This is a genomic window from Marinospirillum alkalitolerans, assembly GCF_045055655.1.
In the GTDB taxonomy this organism is placed as follows: Bacteria; Pseudomonadota; Gammaproteobacteria; order Pseudomonadales; family Halomonadaceae; genus Marinospirillum; species Marinospirillum alkalitolerans.
The window spans coordinates 239067-257238 of record NZ_JBANFI010000005.1 but is presented as its reverse complement, the minus strand read 5'-3'; the positions used below and the strand labels follow the sequence as shown (position 1 = coordinate 257238).

The window sequence follows — 18172 nt, the reverse complement described above, 5'->3', positions numbered from 1 at the left end:
TCAAGATTCGCTTGCTTTCTCCTGAAAAAGAATTATTATTGTTTGCAGTGAGATTTTTCGGGAGAAAAGCAATGTACGTTTGCATTTGTCATGGCATTACAGATTCGCAAATTCGCCAAGGAGTGCAGCAGGGCATGCAGCATGTGCGTGACCTTTACCAGCAGATGTCGCTGGGCAGCCAATGTGGTAAGTGTGTCTGCACCGCCAAGCAAGTGCTCAGTCATTGCCAGAGCGAGGCCGTAACAACGCTTTACCATCAAGCCTAAACCACTCAGCTCATCAGGCGACAGCCCATCGGCGACAGCCTCTTCCTTGCTCTACCTGTCTTAGATAGGTGGAGCTTTTGTCTTGCGTTTAACCTAGCAAAAAGCTAGGCTTATCTCCGTTACTTCGGCAAGCCATCTCCTTTTGCTTAGCCAGCCGAGTCGCCTCCCACTATGCACAACTTCTTCTGTAAAAGGAGCTTGAATATGCAAGGCAACAAAGCCGTCATCGGCCTGCTTAACAAGGTGCTCACCTATGAGCTCACCTCGATCAACCAGTATTTTCTTCATGCGCGCATGTTTGGTAACTGGGGCTTTGAGAAGCTCAATAAAGCCGAGTACAAGAAATCTATCTGCGATATGAAGCAGGCCGATGCGCTGATTGAGCGCATTCTATTCCTCGAAGGCCTCCCAAATCTTCAACATCTTGAGCGGCTGCGCATTGGTGAAAATGCACCAGAAATGTTCAACTGCGATATGGAGTTCCAGAACGAGCAGCTGGCCTTATTACGCCAAGCCATTGCAGCCTGTGAAGAGCATCAAGATTATAATAGCCGCCATCTGCTTGAAGAAATCCTAGAAGATGAAGAAGAGCACCTCGACTGGCTTGAAACGCAGCTGCACCAGGTCGAAGCGCTGGGCTTGGAAAACTACCTTCAATCTACGATCAGCAACGACTGATCTTGACCTTCACTGATCGTTATTGAACAGAGGATGACACTATGAAAGGCAACAAAAAAATCATCGCCGCACTCAACAAGCTACTGGCTGGCGAGCTCACTGCAATGGATCAATACTTCATCCACTCACGCATGTATCAGGACTGGGGCCTGAACAAGCTGTTTGAGCGCATCGACCATGAATTTGATGATGAGAAGGGCCACGCAGCGGCATTGATTGAGCGGATCTTATTTTTAGAAGGCACACCTGATCTGGTGACTCGCGAGCCCATCAAGGTCGGCAAAGATGTGAAAGAGATGCTCGAAAACGACCTCGCATTGGAATATGCCGTCGTGCGAGATCTGAAAGAGGTCATGGCACTGTGCGAGAAAGAGCAAGACTATCAAACTCGTGAAATCCTGCGTCAAATGCTTGATGACACTGAAGTGGATCATGCCTACTGGCTAGAAAAACAGCTGGGCCTGATCGAGCGCTTGGGTATGAAAAACTACCAGCAATCTCAGCTTTAAGAGCAAGTGCTGCGCACTATCAGCATCACAAAAAACGGGCGGCCTTGGCAGCCCGTTTTGCTGAACAGCTAAAACCAGCTCAACTTCCTGCCCAAACCCTAAAACCTGGCTCAATCATTAGCTGGCGTATATCAATACCCACTCATTATCAACAACAGCCGACAATAAAATCGCTTATTGTTCATGTAGGCCGCAAGTTCTCACGCATGGCGCGGTAGTTGGCCGGCCCCATGTTCCAACGCTCACGATCATTGAACTCAAAGTCGATATGAATGTTTCCGACTGAAGTCATCTGAATCAGCAGCTGTACAAATTCATACTCACAGGCTTGTCGAATGGCTTCACGGAATTCAAGTATTTTATTATCCAGCGCCATCATATCAAATTCAGGCCTAGCTGATGCAGGGATCACCTTATCGCCGACATAGATAAAACCTGAATTGGCCATATGGCCATCCCCCACATCAAACACAAAAGCCAAGGCATCCCAGCTCTCTGTTTCAACAACATCCTCACAACGCAAAATCAGCTCGCCTAACTCTTGTATATATCTTGAATCTATATTCATTATTTCCAATCCTTAGCGTAGCACCACACGCGGCAATCCCACGACAGCGTTGCCCTGTTGCTGCCAGTTTTAATAAGGCGATGGCTTGTTGTTCGGTTAATGGCTCCACTCTGTGATTACAGCCTAGCCAGTTTGCCAATGTCCATCATAATTTGGCGATCAGCGAGCCCTGCCAAAATAACTAAATGCTCCACCGCTGATAGTTTCTGTAAGTTCTCAAGCTTCGCTAAGCCGCCTAACGCCAGTGCAGGTACAAAGCCGTATAGAGTGTTGTGGTCCAGTTTGCCTAAGGCTGAAAGAGCACGCTCGAACAGGGGCGTTTCGTTGATGTCCTCAAAATCCATATATTCTTTGTGCAAAGAAGTAAAAAAGACTTCTAAGCATTTATCTGCACCATATTTCAATAAGCGCCCCCTACAATCATTAGGATAAATTTTCGAATAACAGGGTTGAATAGTTAAAGAATCACCGCTTTCTCGGCCCCATAAATACAGCTCTCCAAAGGCACTGCGCGCAATCACATAATATTCGTCTTGCTCCATAAAAGGCGTATCGCCTATCCAGGCTTCGAGCGCCGGCTCCCATTCATCCGGGTCGACTGTCCAGAATAAGCCTTTAGCGTAGCCACACCAGCCATAAGTTTGCCAATACTCCAGCAGTTTATCCGGCAACTTGCCACGAAAGCGGGCTATTTTATCAGAGGGCACAACCTTACTTTGCATCGCTGGGCCAAAGCCCGCATAGTCTAAAAAATCTTCTTCAAAACGGTTCATTCAGTTTCCTTAACTGTCGAATTCCAGATGATCAGATCTCATTCAAGAGTAATCCTTTGCTTGCAATCAAAAATGACCTGTTGCAACGACGCCATCAACCCAAGCAGTCGGTTTGGCTGTGCTAGAGTTGAAGCTGTTGAGAATGCGCAGCTTCTTTGTATGCATAATATCATCTTGATTTCTCACATTATCAGGAGTCTAGTATGCGTCATCTACTGATCATCTCTCATGCGCCCTCGCCGAACACTCAGCGCCTTCAAACAGCGCTGCTCGCAGCCGCAGACCATCCTGATCTTGATTTAACACTGCGCTGCCTCTCGCCTTTTGACGCCGCACCGCAGGATGTTCTGGATGCTGCTGGCGTGCTGCTGTTCACACCAGAGAATTTTGGCTATATGAGCGGCGCCATGAAGGACTTTTTTGATCGCTGCTATATGCCCTTGCTTGAACAGACTCAAGGGCTCTCTTGTGCCGCGCTGGTGCGTGCTGGCATGGATGGCACAGGAACCTGCCGCGCACTAAAAAGCATCACCAGCGGCCTGAAATGGCGCTGGATTCAAGAACCCAAGGTGCTACAAGGAGAGTGGCAAGATCACTGGCCGGAAGAAGCCACCGAACTGGCGCTGACTTTTGCTGCCGGATTAGAAGCCGGGCTCTACTAAGGAGCCTCGAATGAACGTCATCCAGATAGATGAGCTAAAAAAACCGCGCTCAACCAGCTGGTTCAGCGCGGTTTGTTAGTACTTTAGATCAACAATCTGATCAACTCAGACGCGTTGGCGTCAAGGCTGACTGGGCAAGGATCGCTTAATCTTCGAGCGTCAGGCGCTCTAGCCCACCCATATAGGGGCGCAGCACTTCAGGAATGACCACTGAACCATCTTCCTGTTGGTAGTTTTCCAACACGGCCACCAAACAGCGGCCAACGGCCAGACCCGAGCCATTCAGCGTGTGTAGCAACTCAGGCTTGCCTGTTTGCGGATCACGAAAACGGGCCTGCATACGGCGCGCCTGAAAGTCTTCACAATTCGAGACAGAGGAGATTTCACGATAGGTTTTCTGGCTGGGCAACCAAACTTCTAGATCATAGGTTTTCGCCGCACCAAAGCCCATATCACCGGCGCACAAGGCCATAACACGATAAGGCAGCTTGAGATCCTGCAAAATCCGCTCGGCATGACCGACCATTTCTTCGAGCGCCGCATAGGACTGACTGGGGTGCACCAGCTGCACCATTTCGACCTTCTCAAATTGATGCTGGCGAATCATGCCGCGTGTATCACGGCCATAAGCACCCGCTTCTGAGCGGAAGCAGGCACTCAGCGCAGTCAGTTTCACGGGCAGTTGTTCCGCCGGCAGGATCTGATCTCGCGCTAGATTGGTCAAGGGCACTTCAGCCGTCGGGATCAGGTAATAAGGCTGCTCCTGTTCCAAATCCAGACGGAATAAATCCTCAGCAAACTTGGGCAGCTGGCCGGTGCCAAACAGGCTATCACCATTGACGATCAACGGGACTGCGCATTCTTCATAACCATGCACATCAACCTGCACATTCAGCATCCATTGAGCCAAGGCGCGGTGCAAGCGCGCCACACCGCCGCGCATCACATTAAAGCGTGAGCCGGTGAGCTTGGCTGCCATTTCAAAATCCAGCTGACCGCTGGCTTCGGTGAGATCGACATGGTCACGAATCTCGGCCGTGGCTGGCCGTGGCTCACCCCAGCGACGCACTTCTTGATTATCGGCTTCATCCCGCCCGGAAGGCACAGAAGCATGTGGCAGATTAGGCAGGCTTGCTAGCAGCGATTGATAGGCTTCTTGCACCTGCACCAGTTCCTGCTTGGCCTGATCAAGCTGATCGCCTAGATGGGCCACATCGGCGAGCAAGGGTTGGATATCCTCACCTGCCGCCTTGGCCTGACCAATCAGCTTCGAGCGGCTATTGCGCTCGGCCTGGAGCTGCTCGGTTTTGACTTGCAGCGCCTTACGCTGCTCTTCCAAAGCACTAAAAGCTGCTTGATCAAGCATAAATCCTCGTGCGGCTAAGCGCGTGGCAACCTGTTCGAGTTCGGTGCGGAGTAACTTGGCATCTAACATAATTTATCCATTCATTTCTATCGAGCGCGAGCGGCGCAGTGGACTGACCTTGGTCTTCTTGGCACGCCCCTTGGGGGCGGCCTCAGTTTCGGTTTCTTGATCGGTTTCTTTTTCAGCTTCTTTATCACGAAGCTTTTCAAGCCGCTGGGCTATTTTCCCATAAAGCGTGTTTTTCGGCCATTGGCCCTCGGCATTTCTCTGACCAGCCGCCAAACCCAGTAGCAGCTGTATCGCTTCTTCAACCTGACTCACCGCCCAGATATGAAACTGACCTGCGGCGACGGCATCACGGACATTCTGGCGCAACATCAACTGCACAACATTCTGACGCGGGATGATCACACCCTGCTGCCCTGTCAGGCCTCTGGCTTGGCAGACTTCAAAGAAGCCTTCGATCTTTTCATTCACGCCGCCTATCGGCTGGACTTCGCCAAGCTGGTTGATCGAACCGGTAATCGCCAGTTGTTGATTCACTGGCTGCTCTGCCATCGCGGATAAAAGCGCGATCAGCTCACCCAGCGATGCCGAATCGCCATCGACCTGACCATAGGACTGTTCAAACACCAAACTAGCATCCAAGGGCAGACTGTCCTCAGCACCGAATAGACCGCATAAAAATCCGGTGAGGATCATGACACCCTTGGAGTGCAAAGCGCCGCCAAGATGGACGCTACGTTCAATATCCAGCACTTCACCATGGCCATAGTGAACCCGTGCGGTAATACGCGATGGCTGACCATGATAAAAATCATGGCTACCCACAACCGTCAGGCCATTCACCTGTCCGACACGTTCACCCTGGGTCGCAACCATGATGAAATCATCACAGATGGATTCCAGCACCTGTTCTGGGTAGCGCCCCGCGCGACGACGTCTGGCCGCCAAGGCTTCCTCGATATGCACAGCACCGATATCAGGACTCAGCTCTTTTGTGGCCAGATAATCAGCCTCGCGCAGCAGATGATTGAGTTCAGCTGCATTCAGCGAGATTTTTTTCTGATGCTCAGCAGAGCGCACGGCCTCTTCAACCAAACGCATCACACCATCTTTGGCAACGGGCAAGAGTTCATCACGCGCCACCATGCTGGCAATCAAGCGCGCATAGAGGCGCTGGTTTTCAAGTGAGCGCGGCATCTCGGTTTCAAACTCAGCCACAATTTTAAACAGCTCAACAAACTCTGGGTCCTGCTCTTGTAGCGCATGCAACAGCTCATAATCACCCATCAGCGCGACGGTGCAGTTCAGCGGTATCGGCTCAGGTTCTAAGCTCACACTGCCAGAAACAGACAGCTGCCGTTCCAGCGTGTCGATACGGAGCGTGCCAGTGCGCAGGGCCAGCTTCAAACCATCCCAGGCATAGGGCTGATTGAGAAGGCGCTCGGCATCCAAGAGCAAAAAGCCACCATTGGCTCGATGCAGCGCACCAGGGCGAATCAAGGAGAAATCCGTGGCAACGGTGCCTTGATAGGTCACATTCTCAACATGCCCGACCAGATTGTTATGGGTGGGCAGGGCTTCTTCAATCACTGGCGCTCGCCCTTGAGCCGCATGGGTTACCAGCAGATTGACTTGATAGCGTGTTGGAATGCGCTTATTGGCTGACACACTGGCTACAGCCTCACTTTCTTCGTCAAAGTCTTCAAGAAACAGCGCCAGATGGTCGTGGATATCGCGATACAGCGCGGTCAGATACTCCTGCAATCGAGGATGCTCACCAAAGCTGGCCTGAAGTTCCGCAAAGCTCTCACTGAGGGCATCATCTGTGACTTGCACATTCAGCTTTTGCTGCTCTTGGCGACTGGTTTTTTCTAGCTGCGCCAACTCACGCAAGACCAGACGCAGTTTTTTCTCCATCTTGTCGATCTGAACACGCAAGGTCTCGCGTTGCTCTTCCGGCAGGCTGGCATACTGCCCAGCTTCCATCGGCTGACCTTCTTCATCAGCAGGAACGAACATATACCCGCCGGGTGTTTGCAGCACCAGCTTCAAGCCCTGCGGCTCTGCCTCTTGTGCCAAGGCCTTAAGCTGCTGGCTTTCTTGCTCAGCAAAGTGATCCTTGATCTTCTCTGCCCGCTCAAAGAAGCCTTCATTATCAAAAGCGGCTGGAATCGCCTGCTTGGCTTCAAGAATAAATGCCTGTAAGGCATCGGCAAAAACCTGACCCTGTCCAGCCGGCAGACGCACAGCCCAAGGACGACGCGTATTGGTAAAGTTCTGTAAGTACAGCCAGTCTGATGGTGATTCCAACTCGCCCGCCTTCTGTTCTAGAAAACGACGCAGCATCGTACGTTTTCCCAGACCGGCCTGTCCTACCGCAAAGAGGTTATAACCCTTGCGCTGAACACTGGTTGCAAAACTAATCGCTTCTTCAGCGCGGGCCTGACCAATAAAGCGATCCAGTGGCGGCAAGCGGCGCGTATCATCAAACGAAAAATCCTTGGCTCGACAAGGTTGGTACAATTTACTAGAAGGAAGGGGTTTGGGTGTTCTCATGCTTTTCCTTGGCGATCGACATCATGCTCAATAAAATCAAGACCGAATCGAAACAAATTGAATAAGATCAAGGCGACCAACTGTAAAAATTCATCGATTGAAAGAGCGCAAGGGTAACAGTCCAGCAGCAAAAGAGCGATAGGCAAACACGAGGACAGCAAGTAAGATACCCTTGATCTTAAGCCACCCGATCTGTTGCCAAGAGTGAGTGCATGAAGCATTTAATAGCGCGTTTCGCCTTCTTTTACCTGCTGACGACCGTATTTGGATTGAGTCTGCTCAGCGCCCAGGCCAGCCAATCTGAGCTGCCGATGAGTCAGTTCAACTTTCAAGGCTTTGTTCCTGAAAGCCGTCATGAGCGTGGCCGTGATGAGCCAGCCGATCTGATTCGATTGGCTGTTGATCCTGATCTTGAATGGGTCTTGCATCGCGTGATTGACCGCTATCAGGAAAACAGCCAGCGCCCTTTTCGTATCCATGTTGGTCATCATCAGCAGGTCGAAGATTTTTTAGATGATGGCGAAGTTTTTGACATCATTATTAGCGGACGCATGCGTGATGCACACCAGTTTGTACGCCGTGGCTTGGCCACTGAATCCCGTGTCTGGGCAGTCGGGCGCGTCGCCCTCTGGGCCCCTTTAGAAACCGTGCGCAGCACTAGCGTATTGCGTCTTCAGAACCAGGCCATAGGCTTGCCTCCAGCGACCTCACCCTACCATCAAGCCGCGCTAGATATTCTTGAGCGCCATGAAATGCTCGAAGAAATGCAGCCTCGCCTTCAGGAAGTCTCGCCTTTTCAAAACTATTTTGAGCTGATCCGTACACGCGAGATCCCGATTGGCTTTTTACCCTATCAACGTACCGTTGAAGGGGGTGTTGCCCAGCAGCGTGCAGTGCTCAAAATGCAGGCTAACCACCATGCACCGATTATTCATGCCGCAACACTGATGCGCGCAGGGCAGAATAGAGAAGAAGTCGCTCTTTTCTGGGCGCACCTCTTTGGTCCAGCCACCGCCAGCATCCTGCGCGAAGCTGGGTTGGATTAGGGCAGGCGACCCGAAACTTCCTGAGTGAGCGACTCAAGATGAGGCGTGACCTGCTGCGGGTCCCATAAGAGCAGATCACGAATCAGCTGCACCTGATTCCAATCGCTGGCCGCCTCCTCGACTGGATACAAGCGCAGCGCCTGCTGCTGATGTTGAGGCAGGCCCAGATACTCGGCCAGCACCTGAAACAGCCAGATCTCGGCATCCCATTCTGGATAATGCTGCTGTTGATAGGCCAAAGCACTAAGCGGCTCCTGACTGTCCAGCACATCCAGATACAACCCCTCAACGGCCTGCTTCATCAACGGCCAGCCTGTCTCGACCTGCGTTTCTGCTTGCTGCTGACTGGGTGCGGCCTGTTCGCTGAATCTTGCTGTAGGATGTTGCAAGGCAGGCAACTGATGGAGATGCTGCATCAAGGGCTGCTGTTGGAGATCCTCCAGCGTCAAGGCCGCGGCAGGCAGCAAGGGTGCGGCCACATTCAACCATGCGGGGGGCTGCAGCTGCTGTGCATAGTTAGGCAGCGAATAATTGGGATGTTCCTTCAAAAAGCTGAGCATGCCCTGCGCCAGAAGACTGCGAGCCTGCTGCTGGCGCCAGCGCGCCATCAGCTCGATCAAGCGAGCCTGAACACTTCTTAAGCTGGCGTAGTGACGACTCACCTGCTGCTGCAACTGGCTAACCAATAAGCGCCGCAAGGGGCCAGAGCCTTCGACTTCTTCAATCAACTGGGCAAAATCAATCAGCGCTAATCCATCGAGCAAGCGGGTAATCTGCTTTTGTGCACGCTCATTTTCGCGGATTTTATCACTCAGGCGAGTGACAAAACCAAAGTCACTGTTGAGCCGCTTCCAGAGACTATCGATAGCGTCACTGAGACGGCTATTCAGATGATCCACTTCCTGCACTAAACGACGCTGATGCTGATCCTGCAACAGATAATCACCGCGATGCTGGGCTTCACGGTAGGCCTGAATCAGCAGATGAAGTTTTTCCAGTGTTTCGCCCACATCGGCATGCACCTGACGCCTTTGCTCATCGGCCAGCATTTCCGCCAATAGATCCGCCACACGGTGACTCAGCTTCAAACCGGGTTCATCCTCTGCGCGCCAGAGAATACGGGCCGCCAAAAGCTTCTTCAGCGCCGCATCGCTCAAGTCGGCCTCACTGATGGGTTCACCGAGGTAGGCGCGCATCAGCAGCTTGGCATGCTTACCCAGCAGAGCAAGGCGTGCTGCGCCCGCTTGGAGCATCTGATCTGTCCACTGCGCCATTAAAACCTGACCTCTTGTTGCTCTGGCTCATCCAAGGGCAGCTGCTGTTCATCACGAATAAAACGCAGCATGTCGAGTAGATAGTTCACCTTGGTGGTCACCACAAAATAACCCCGCTCCTGATGCGGCTGAACCAAATAGCCCTGCTCTTTCATCCTTTTAAAAATCAACTTGATTTGTTGATCCAGCGCCTCACTCTGGGAGTTAAAAAAGCGATCATTGGCCAGCTGCTGCACACGCGCTCTCAGCGCCTGATGCTCTTCGCAACGCTGTAGAAATTCAGAGGTGCGCAGCAGATCACCGGCATTGAGCAGCGCATCTCGGCCAAGCGCCTCCTGCACCAGCTGCATCCATTCCAGCACAGGAATCAAGCTCAGATAGAGGTGGTTGAGCTGTTGTTCAAGCTGTTGGCGAGCCGTTGGAGTGAGCTGCTTCCAGGCCAGATAAAAAACCTGCTCCTCACTGTCTGTAGCCAGACGGCGGTTCAAAGGCTGTAAATAGTGATTGATCTCTTCTTGTAAATCCGGCTCACTCAAACGACGAAAAGCCTCTTCATCAGTGACGGCACAGATAAACTCTCCCGCCAGCAGGCGCTCAACAAGACTCCCTAAAACCGACATCAAAGCTTCTCCTCTGCGAGCTGGCGGGCTTGCAGCTTGGCCGCAAGACGACTGAGTTGTGGTTGAATCCGCTTGAGCTGACGCAGATGCGGACGCTGCTGGTCACGGTCAATCAAATAGCGCTGCTGAAAGAGCATCAACACCTCTGATTCAGGATTCGGGAAGGCTCCGACAATGCTGATCTGGTGTTGATCACAGGCTTGAAAGAGCTTTTCAACATTGTGATAGGCCAGCGTGCCGATCTCATCAATCGGCCAATGAATCACCACCTGAGCCGAACCACGCAATAAGCGTGTAAAAGCCAAGAGGAACTTGCACAAAATCAGATAGGCCATACCGTGGCTCGAAGATTCCAAAAGCTGACGATCATTACGAATAATCAGATCACTGCCGCCTTCATTCAGGTGTAGCTCCAGACGCAGCAAACTGGCAAAACTCAGCTCTTGATCACTGCGCAGCAGCTCTGCCACTTCAGAGAGGGCATCCAGATAGGCTTCTTCTGGAAGTGGATGACCCGCCGCACGCCATTCTTGGTAGAGCTGGGAAAAATGCTGTAGCGGCTTCCAAAAACCCAGCTCATCAATCGTTGATTCGATTTTGACCTCGGCCTTTTGTATCCCCTCTAACAGCAGATCATCCGCCACCTCGGCACTGAGTCGGCGACTCTGCTCACCGATGCGGCGATTTAAATCACGAAAAACAGTAAAGAACTGGCTTAAATCTTCACCATAGTTGCGCCCTGTCAGCAAGAGGCTCGCCTGCTGGCTGGCCAGCACCTGAACACAATCTGCGAGCAGCGCCAGCCACATCTGCGCGGTGACCGGACCTGCCGCTTCAAGCTGCTCTTTTTCTTTCAGCAAAGCGGCACTAAAGTCGGCACTGGCCTCTTTGAGCAGCTGTCCTTCAAAGGCACTCAAGGCTTGACGCTGCTCCTGAGCGCGTTTTTGCTGATCTTTCAAGGCTTGGCGCGTTCGATCCAGCAGCTCGGCGCTCGAACGTGGCGGGTCGATCTCGGCGACCTGAAGGCCAGTCAGCTCCAACGCGCGCCATTGATCGCGCAACTGGATCAGCTGATCAATAAGGATGCGCTGCTGTTGAGCTTGCTTCTGCGCTTGATGGAGCTGCTTGTGGCACTGCTGCTCTTGCTGCTGCTGTTGTTGCTGTACGCTGCGCAGTGTCTCTTCGACTTGCCAGAGCTGGCTTTTCAGCTCTTCTTCTTGCTCTAGCCACTCAGGTTTGAGCTGCTGCCAATCCACACGGATAAATTGCTGATAATCCAGTAGCTCGGCCTTGCGGGCGCGCGTTTTCTGGATGCGCTGTTGGCGTTGCTGAATCCGCTGGCGCACTTGACGCAGGGTGTCAGGATCAAGTTCACGCTGCTGCAGCTGTGCATCACAGGCCGCTTGCAGCTCTTGTTCTTGCTCACGCTGGGCCTGCTGAAAATCAGCCAGCGCTTGCTCCAGTTGCTGCCAGCGTTGTTGAAATTCGGCCCGCTGCTGCTGAGCATCAGCTTCAAGTTCCAGACGCTGCGCCTCGCGCTGCTGATCCAGAGCTTGAAAGGCTTGCTGGGCCTCGGCTTCCAGCGCTTGAATCTGCGCCCAACAAGCCTGATGCTGTTCGCGCAATTCAGCCTCTAGCGCGCGCTCTTGTTCGGCCTGCTCATCCACTAAACGCTGCCAAGCCTCCTGCGCATAGATCAACTGCTGCTGGGCCTGCTGCTCAACCAGTTGCGCCTGATCAAGCGCCTCTTGCGCCGTCTTGACCTCCTGCTCGGCCTGACGCAAGTGCACTTCTGCCTGCTCCAGCTCAGCTTGGCGGGCCTGCCGCTGGGCTTGGGCTGCGGCTATCGATTGCGCCAGCATCAGCTCTTCCTGTGCACCAGGCGCACAAGGCAGGTTGCTCAGATCCAGCTCAAGGCCATAGCACTGCGCTGCAGCTGACTCGGCTAATTGCGGCGCGAGATCACGACGTTCCAACAATTCATCACGCAACACCTTGCCCAGATGCTGCTCCCACCCTGGATGTTGTTCACGCAAAAAGGCGCGCAGACTGCCTGCACTGGGGTGACGCTGGCGCTCTAAATCAGCCAGCTGGTCTTCGCTTTCATTGAGTGCACGCCGACAAACAAGCTGCTGCTCGGCGGCCTGCTCACGGCGTTGCTGCTGGCGTCTGAGCAAACTTGCCTGCTGCTGCACTTGTTGCTGATGCTGTTCTCGCTGCTGCCGTGCCTGCTCAACACGCTGCTGCGCAGCTTGCAATGCCTGACGCTGCGCCGGATCACTGCTGGGGTAATCAAGGCGCGCTTGTAGGCTGGCCAGTTGCTTTTCGAGCTGATGCTGTTGCTGTTGATAGGTGGCACTGACATCCTGAAGCCGCTGCAGTGCTTGCTCTTGCAAAGCCTGATGCTGCTCTTGCTGATGCAGCTGCTGCTGTTGCTCCTGTGCGCGCAGGGCATCACGCTGTTGTTGATGCTGCTGCTGAAAAGCCAGCTGGGCTTCAGCCTGCTGGAGGCGTTGCTGCTCAAAAAAGCGGCTCACATCCTCGGCCTGACGCTCAAGAAGCGCCAGATGCTGCTGATCCTGCTCAACCTGCTGCTGCCAGACTTCAAGCTGCTCCACATCAGCAGCGAGGCTGGTCATCCCTGCATCCTGATATGCCGCATAACGCTGGTGCACATCATCTAAACGCAGGCTGATCTGTTTTAAATCACTTTTAAGCTGGCTGAGCTGATCCTGATACTGAGTCTTCTGAATCTGATAGTGCTGCTGCGCCTGCTGCATGTGTGCTTCCAGCGCTGAGATCTCTTCTTGTGCGCTGGCTTGGGTCTGCTGGGCATCGCTCAGCTGGGATTCGACCAGTGGCCCCAGCGCCTGTAACTCGGCTTCAAGCCTCGCGAGCTCCTGTGCGCCCTGCTCAAGCTGCTGCAGCTGGGCCTGCAAACCTGAAAGGCTGCGCGATTGACGCATGGCCTGAATCCATTCGCGTACACGACTGGCGCGTAGCTGGGTGCTGGGCAGTTCAACGCCTTCTTCTTCAAAAATCGCCGCCAACATGGTCCGCAGCGTATCCATCTTGCCCTCTTTGGCATGGACAGCAGAGACGAGCTTTTCCATGTGTCGCAAACGCTGCGCGCCAGAAACCAAACTAAAATCCTGAGCCAGACGACGTAACTGCGATTGGGCGGAACGCGGTTGAGCACGCAAAAAAGAAAAATCATTTTGCAGCACGCTGCGATACTCAGAAGTAGCGCTGATTTTGGCAGAGGCGCGCCTTTGTTGCTGGCGGAGATGGCTGGCCCAATCACTATACTGGCGTGCAACCAGCCCTTGATCTTGCTGCAAAAGATACAGGCTCGGCTCATAGGCACCGGGCACAAAGCGATAATCCACGCCCCCTTCGGCACGGCGGGTTAACACCACCTGACACAGATCACCCTGTTCACGCTGATATTCATAAACCAGATAGCTATTGGTGTGCGGGAGATAGAAATCATCAAACTTCTTCCGTGTTTTTGGCACCACCTTATTCGGCAGCTCGCCATAAAACACCGGAATCAACCGCTGGAGCGTCGTTTTGCCCGAGGCATTGGTGCCACAGATATTGGCATGGCCTTGCAGATCCAGCTCTACGACCCCTTCCAGATGGGTATGAATTAACACAATACGCAGTAAGCCTGCCATACACTTCTTCTCTCTATTCAACAGTGAAGGACCACGCGGGACTTAAGACGAACGCGCGGCACTCAGCAGCACCATCGCCTCACTATGGGCTGTCTGTGGGAACATATCCATCGCGCCCCAGCGCTCGATCTGATACCCCTGTTGCTGTAACAAAGCCACATCGCGCGCCAAGGTCACGGGATGACAAGAGATATACAAAATCCGTGGGATTTTTGGCAGGGCGGGGAGCTGTTCAATCACCGCCTGCGCACCTGCGCGCGGCGGGTCCAGCACCAGCACATCCCACGTCATCTGCATAAAGGGCTGATCGGCAAGGGGCAGGCTTAAATCGGCACAGACAAAGCTGGCCTGTGTCAGCTGATGGCGTTCGGCATTGCGCTGCGCCTGCGCCACCTGAGCAGGAACGACTTCAACACCCAGCACCTGCGCGGCTTGTTGGGCCAGTGGCAGTGTCAGATTACCAAAGCCACAAAACAGATCCAGCACCCGCTCTGTGCCTTGTAAATTCAGCCAGTGCAACGCTTGATCCAGCATCGCCTGATTAATCGCGGCATTCACCTGCACAAAGGCACCGGGCGTCAGCTCAAGCTGTAAAGGACCGCGTGGCCCAATCAGCGGCAGATGCAGTGGCTGGGAGGCCAACAGTGTCTCGCGCTGTTCGCCATCATCCAATAACAGCACCAGTTGATACTGGCGCGCAAAATCCTGCCACAGCTGGCGATCCTGCGAGGCCAAACGCACCAGTGGCCGCAAAAGACGCACCAGCAGAGCACGACCATCTGGCGTGGCGAGCAGTTCAAGATGACCAAGATGCTTCCCCCCGACCAGCTGCGGAATCAGCTGATAAAGTGGGGCAAGAAGCGCGTTGAGCTCAGGTTCGAGCACCAGACACTGGTGGATTTCGGCCAGATGGGACGATCCGGCCTCACGAAAGCCCAATAGCAGACGACCATCACGACGCCACTTCACCCCAAGGCGGGCACGACGACGATACCCCCAAGGCTCGGCGCTCAGCATCGGCGCTGGCGCGAGCGGCACGGGCATCAGCGGCAAGAGCAAACTCGCCAACTGCTGCTGTTTTTGTTGCTGCTGAGCACTGGGCGCAAGATGCTGCAATGGACAACCGCCACAGGTTTCGGCATGCACACAAGCGGGGGTCACCCGATCTGGCGAGGCCTGCACCAGTGTCTCTAACTGCGCCTCATCATAGCGCGCGTGCTGCTTGGTCACACGATAGGTGACTCTCTCCTGCGGTAAGGCACCCGTGATAAACAGGGTTTTCCCTTCAGGGCTGCGCGCCACACCACGGCCTTCATGGCTTAAACGCAGGATATCGACACCGGGTCGATCATCCACAGGAGGAGAGGATGCACGCTCGGCAGCAGGCGAGGTCACAGCAGGCGCTGTTTTGGTGCGGGCAGGTCGGGGTTTTTGGCGCAGTAGAGACATAGCTTTCCACAATCAACAGAAAAAAGCGGATGAGCCTCGCCCACCCGTGGGAGCGAAGCTTACCATAGACCGAGACTTTGGCAGTAGAAGCCGCGCAACAGAGCAGATGAAGCGCGGCGGAGTAAAAGATTGGAGTAGAAGATTAAGGCGCGGGGTAATCTGCCCAAACAGCCAAATGCTGGCGAGCAGGATCAAAGCTCAGCACCTGATAAGCATCCACACGGCCTGTTTCCATCCCAGGCGAGCCATGCGGCATACCTGGCACAGCCAAGCCCAGGATACGCGGACGCTCACGCAGCAGGCGTAGAATCTGCTCAGCAGGAACATGGCCTTCTATCAGATAACCATCCATCACCCCTGTATGACAAGAAGCCAGTTGCGGCGGTACGCCCAGTTCTTGCTTCTTGTGATTGAGGTGAATCAGATCCACCGCTTCCACTTCAATACCTGCCTCACGAACGTGATCAATCCAATCATTGCAACAGCCACAGGTTTCCGATTTGTAAACGGTCATGGTTTGGGCCAGCAGGCTGCTGGACAACCCCAGCAGCACGATAGATAACAGCAGTGATCTCAGTCTGTTCATTTTTCACCCCTCACTTCACCAGGATGCTGGCCATCATGCCCAGCTCTTCGTGTTCAATAATGTGGCAGTGGAACATCCACTCCCCCGGCTGTTCAAACACCAGACGAATTTTCTGACGCTGATTCGGCTTCAGGTTGATGGTGTCTTGCCAGCTGCGCCATGCTGGTGGCTGCCAGTCACCCCCGGCATCCTGTACCGCCACCACCTGAAACTGAGTGCCATGAACATGGAAGGGGTGATCCATATGAGACGCATTAAAGACTTCCCACTCTTCCACCTGCCCAACACGCCCCTCAAACAGGATGCGTCCTGGCTGGAAGGTTTCATCATTGATCATAAAACGAATGGGGGGACGCTCAGCCAGCATGCCGTGATCGCCATGCCCACCAGCCATCATCCCGTGACCGCCATGCCCAGCGTGACCAGCGTGACCAGCGTGACCAGCGTGACCAGCGTGGACGTTATGATCAGAGTGCTGCGTCTGGCCACCATGAGCGGCATGATTATCCGTTGCACCACCCACGCCATGACCGGGCATCTCCTCACTCAATACCACTGTGCGTTGCACTGCTGGCTCACCCAATGAAGGAATAGACGTTAACCGAGCCGGCAAGGGGATGGCAGGTTGCACATCGGCATTGGAGGTATGCAGGGTCAGCAGGGTTTCGGTTCGGGTATAGTGGGCAGGTACCGGCCCCATCCAGTCGCGGTCATAAGGCAGTTTCTGCAGGGCAAACGTCTGCCCCTTACGCTCACTGGCACGTACCAGCAGATCACAACGCTGACCAGGCACCAGCAGCAGCTCGTTCAGTGCCACTGGCTGCTCCAGATAACCACCATCCGTACCGATCAGTTGCAACCCATGATCTTCCAGCTGCAGACGCAGATAACGACCAGCGCAGGCATTCACCATCCGCAAACGGAAGGTGCTGCCGGGTGCCACATCCAGACGCGGATTACGTTGACCATTCACCAGCAGAATCTCGCCTTCACGGCCATTCATCCAGTCTATAGCGGTATGGGGAGCAACCCGTGCATTGGCATCCAGTCGCAGGTCAGTGACCATCAACAGGTAAGAAGGAATGGCTGCTGGCATGGGGTCCTGCTTCGGACGCACCAGCAGGGCACCGGCCAGACTGTGTGCAATCTGTTCGGCCAGGTAATTATGGGGGTGTGGATGAAACCAGTGCAGGCCTGTATTGCCCTCCGGGACGGTGAACCGATAGGTGCGGCTACCGTGAGATGGAATCAGATCATGGGGACCACCGTCTTCACTGACAGGCACTTTGACACCGTGCCAGTGAATGGTGGTGGGTTGCTCCAGATGGTTGTTGGCCACCACCTCCACCTGATCCCCTTCGGTGATTTCAATCAGGGGTGCCACCTTGCCGTTGTAGAGCCACAGCTCGGTACGCACATCCGTAGTCAGCGGCACCTGGGTCGGCTGTATGTTTAAAGTGGCACGAAACTGTGGCGCACTGGCCTGATTGGCAATGCGCGGCAAGGCTTGCAGGGGTTGATGCTGGGGTAAGAGTGCAGTCCAGTCCATTTCTGGAGCGATGCTATCTACCGCAGAAGATGAGTGATCATGCCCTTTCGGCAAACAGGCGGCCAAAGGAGTGAGCATAAAGCCCAATGCGCTTAAGCGCAAAAAATCGCGACGTTGCATAATAGATACCTCGTTGATCATAAAAGAGAGAAGCGAGCGATCAATGAGGTTTGGGAGGCCGTTCGAGAAGAAAGAGGGTCGATTGAGGTTGAGCCACAACAGCCAGTGAAAAAGAGCCGACAGGGCGCGGGCATTCTCTAGGCGTTGCTGGCAGTAAGCCAGCACAAAAATGACATTGCCAGCACCCAGACCCAAGCTCGCAACAATCTGATCCGTGATCCAAAAGCTGCGCCACTGCTTGATCAGATTCGCTGGCAGCAGCTCGCTGGCTTAAGCAGGGTGGGCTGAGTTCAGCAGAAAGCGCTGTCGCTTCTTGTATGGCATGTGATGCCGCGATGGGGGAGACCAGCGCCAGGCTGAACGGCGCCCACAGCAATACCAGCAGTGCCATCAATGCGCACAGAAAAGGCTGGTGCTGGGAGCGTAAATCAGACATAGATTGGTCTCTATTTTAATAGACTGAT

General features: G+C 53.9%; 16 protein-coding genes. 5 read left to right on the top strand and 11 right to left on the bottom strand.

Annotation, left to right across the window (positions count from 1 at the left end; genetic code table 11):
* Positions 1-71: 71 nt before the first annotated feature.
* The 3 genes from V6U78_RS09955 (at position 72) to bfr (V6U78_RS09945) (ending at position 1453) form a co-directional block, all read left to right on the top strand.
* The gene (locus tag V6U78_RS09955; protein ID WP_405339997.1) at positions 72-266 is read left to right on the top strand and encodes a (2Fe-2S)-binding protein; all 195 of its coding nucleotides are present in this window, start codon (positions 72-74) and stop codon (positions 264-266) included.
* A gap of 204 nt (positions 267-470) precedes the next feature.
* The gene (gene bfr, locus V6U78_RS09950; RefSeq protein ID WP_405339994.1) at positions 471-944 is read left to right on the top strand and encodes a bacterioferritin; all 474 of its coding nucleotides are present in this window, start codon (positions 471-473) and stop codon (positions 942-944) included.
* A gap of 41 nt (positions 945-985) precedes the next feature.
* The gene (gene bfr, locus V6U78_RS09945; RefSeq protein ID WP_405339992.1) at positions 986-1453 is read left to right on the top strand and encodes a bacterioferritin; all 468 of its coding nucleotides are present in this window, start codon (positions 986-988) and stop codon (positions 1451-1453) included.
* Positions 1454-1634: 181 nt separating this feature from the next.
* Here bfr (V6U78_RS09945) and V6U78_RS09940 read toward each other — a convergent pair whose 3' ends face one another.
* Positions 1635-2021, bottom strand: coding sequence for a hypothetical protein (locus V6U78_RS09940; protein ID WP_405339989.1), 387 nt, complete (start codon positions 2019-2021; stop codon positions 1635-1637).
* A 116-nt stretch (positions 2022-2137) separates the two neighbouring features.
* On the bottom strand, positions 2138-2794 hold the full coding sequence (locus V6U78_RS09935; protein WP_405339986.1) for a GAD-like domain-containing protein: 657 nt from the start codon (positions 2792-2794) through the stop codon (positions 2138-2140).
* 203 nt (positions 2795-2997) lie between these two features.
* Between V6U78_RS09935 and V6U78_RS09930 the strand changes: the two genes are divergently transcribed.
* Entirely contained in the window at positions 2998-3456 is a 459-nt protein-coding gene (locus V6U78_RS09930) for a flavodoxin family protein (protein ID WP_405339983.1), read from the top strand.
* A gap of 145 nt (positions 3457-3601) precedes the next feature.
* On the opposite strand, the gene serS is transcribed toward V6U78_RS09930, so the two are convergent.
* Both serS and V6U78_RS09920 read right to left on the bottom strand, forming a co-directional pair.
* Positions 3602-4891 carry a serine--tRNA ligase gene (gene serS, locus V6U78_RS09925; RefSeq protein WP_405339980.1) on the bottom strand — a complete coding sequence of 430 codons (1290 nt, stop codon included), beginning with the start codon at positions 4889-4891 and terminating at the stop codon, positions 3602-3604.
* Between the two features lie 3 nt (positions 4892-4894).
* Positions 4895-7384: a Lon protease family protein gene (locus V6U78_RS09920; RefSeq protein ID WP_405339977.1), complete on the bottom strand. Its 2490-nt coding sequence runs from the start codon at positions 7382-7384 to the stop codon at positions 4895-4897.
* A 212-nt stretch (positions 7385-7596) separates the two neighbouring features.
* Here V6U78_RS09920 and V6U78_RS09915 point away from each other — a divergent pair, with 212 nt between their 5' ends.
* Positions 7597-8430 (top strand): substrate-binding domain-containing protein, encoded by an 834-nt coding sequence (locus V6U78_RS09915; protein WP_405339974.1) that lies wholly within the window; start codon positions 7597-7599, stop codon positions 8428-8430.
* Here the strand turns inward: V6U78_RS09915 and V6U78_RS09910 are convergent.
* From V6U78_RS09910 to V6U78_RS09880, 7 genes are all read right to left on the bottom strand, one after another.
* Positions 8427-9704, bottom strand: a complete 1278-nt coding sequence (locus V6U78_RS09910; protein WP_405339970.1) for a hypothetical protein — start codon at positions 9702-9704, stop codon at positions 8427-8429. The genes V6U78_RS09915 and V6U78_RS09910 overlap by 4 nt on opposite strands.
* On the bottom strand, positions 9704-10324 hold the full coding sequence (locus V6U78_RS09905; protein WP_405339967.1) for a condensin complex protein MksE: 621 nt from the start codon (positions 10322-10324) through the stop codon (positions 9704-9706). The genes V6U78_RS09910 and V6U78_RS09905 overlap by 1 nt, the downstream gene beginning before the upstream one ends.
* Positions 10324-14004: an ATP-binding protein gene (locus V6U78_RS09900; protein WP_405339964.1), complete on the bottom strand. Its 3681-nt coding sequence runs from the start codon at positions 14002-14004 to the stop codon at positions 10324-10326. The genes V6U78_RS09905 and V6U78_RS09900 overlap by 1 nt, the downstream gene beginning before the upstream one ends.
* Before the next feature lie 42 nt (positions 14005-14046).
* Entirely contained in the window at positions 14047-15453 is a 1407-nt protein-coding gene (rlmD, locus tag V6U78_RS09895; RefSeq protein ID WP_405339961.1) for a 23S rRNA (uracil(1939)-C(5))-methyltransferase RlmD, read from the bottom strand.
* Between the two features lie 142 nt (positions 15454-15595).
* Positions 15596-16039, bottom strand: coding sequence for a DUF411 domain-containing protein (locus V6U78_RS09890; RefSeq protein ID WP_405339958.1), 444 nt, complete (start codon positions 16037-16039; stop codon positions 15596-15598).
* A 10-nt stretch (positions 16040-16049) separates the two neighbouring features.
* On the bottom strand, positions 16050-17708 hold the full coding sequence (locus V6U78_RS09885; protein WP_405339955.1) for a multicopper oxidase family protein: 1659 nt from the start codon (positions 17706-17708) through the stop codon (positions 16050-16052).
* Between the two features lie 40 nt (positions 17709-17748).
* Positions 17749-18144, bottom strand: a complete 396-nt coding sequence (locus V6U78_RS09880; RefSeq protein ID WP_405339953.1) for a hypothetical protein — start codon at positions 18142-18144, stop codon at positions 17749-17751.
* Between the last annotated feature and the right edge of the window lie 28 nt (positions 18145-18172).

Excerpts from the sequence above, each read along its gene's own strand:
- bfr (WP_405339994.1), top strand. The coding sequence starts at position 471 with ATGCAAGGCAACAAAGCCGTCATCGGCCTGCTTAACAAGGTGCTCACC.
- V6U78_RS09915 (WP_405339974.1), top strand. The coding sequence starts at position 7,597 with ATGAAGCATTTAATAGCGCGTTTCGCCTTCTTTTACCTGCTGACGACC.
- V6U78_RS09910 (WP_405339970.1), bottom strand. The coding sequence starts at position 9,704 with ATGGCGCAGTGGACAGATCAGATGCTCCAAGCGGGCGCAGCACGCCTT.
- V6U78_RS09885 (WP_405339955.1), bottom strand. The coding sequence starts at position 17,708 with ATGCAACGTCGCGATTTTTTGCGCTTAAGCGCATTGGGCTTTATGCTC.
- rlmD (WP_405339961.1), bottom strand. The coding sequence starts at position 15,453 with ATGTCTCTACTGCGCCAAAAACCCCGACCTGCCCGCACCAAAACAGCG.
- V6U78_RS09905 (WP_405339967.1), bottom strand. The coding sequence starts at position 10,324 with ATGTCGGTTTTAGGGAGTCTTGTTGAGCGCCTGCTGGCGGGAGAGTTT.
- V6U78_RS09940 (WP_405339989.1), bottom strand. The coding sequence starts at position 2,021 with ATGAATATAGATTCAAGATATATACAAGAGTTAGGCGAGCTGATTTTG.
- V6U78_RS09890 (WP_405339958.1), bottom strand. The coding sequence starts at position 16,039 with ATGAACAGACTGAGATCACTGCTGTTATCTATCGTGCTGCTGGGGTTG.
- V6U78_RS09900 (WP_405339964.1), bottom strand. The coding sequence starts at position 14,004 with ATGGCAGGCTTACTGCGTATTGTGTTAATTCATACCCATCTGGAAGGG.
- V6U78_RS09935 (WP_405339986.1), bottom strand. The coding sequence starts at position 2,794 with ATGAACCGTTTTGAAGAAGATTTTTTAGACTATGCGGGCTTTGGCCCA.
- V6U78_RS09920 (WP_405339977.1), bottom strand. The coding sequence starts at position 7,384 with ATGAGAACACCCAAACCCCTTCCTTCTAGTAAATTGTACCAACCTTGT.
- V6U78_RS09930 (WP_405339983.1), top strand. The coding sequence starts at position 2,998 with ATGCGTCATCTACTGATCATCTCTCATGCGCCCTCGCCGAACACTCAG.
- V6U78_RS09955 (WP_405339997.1), top strand. The coding sequence starts at position 72 with ATGTACGTTTGCATTTGTCATGGCATTACAGATTCGCAAATTCGCCAA.
- bfr (WP_405339992.1), top strand. The coding sequence starts at position 986 with ATGAAAGGCAACAAAAAAATCATCGCCGCACTCAACAAGCTACTGGCT.
- V6U78_RS09880 (WP_405339953.1), bottom strand. The coding sequence starts at position 18,144 with ATGTCTGATTTACGCTCCCAGCACCAGCCTTTTCTGTGCGCATTGATG.
- serS (WP_405339980.1), bottom strand. The coding sequence starts at position 4,891 with ATGTTAGATGCCAAGTTACTCCGCACCGAACTCGAACAGGTTGCCACG.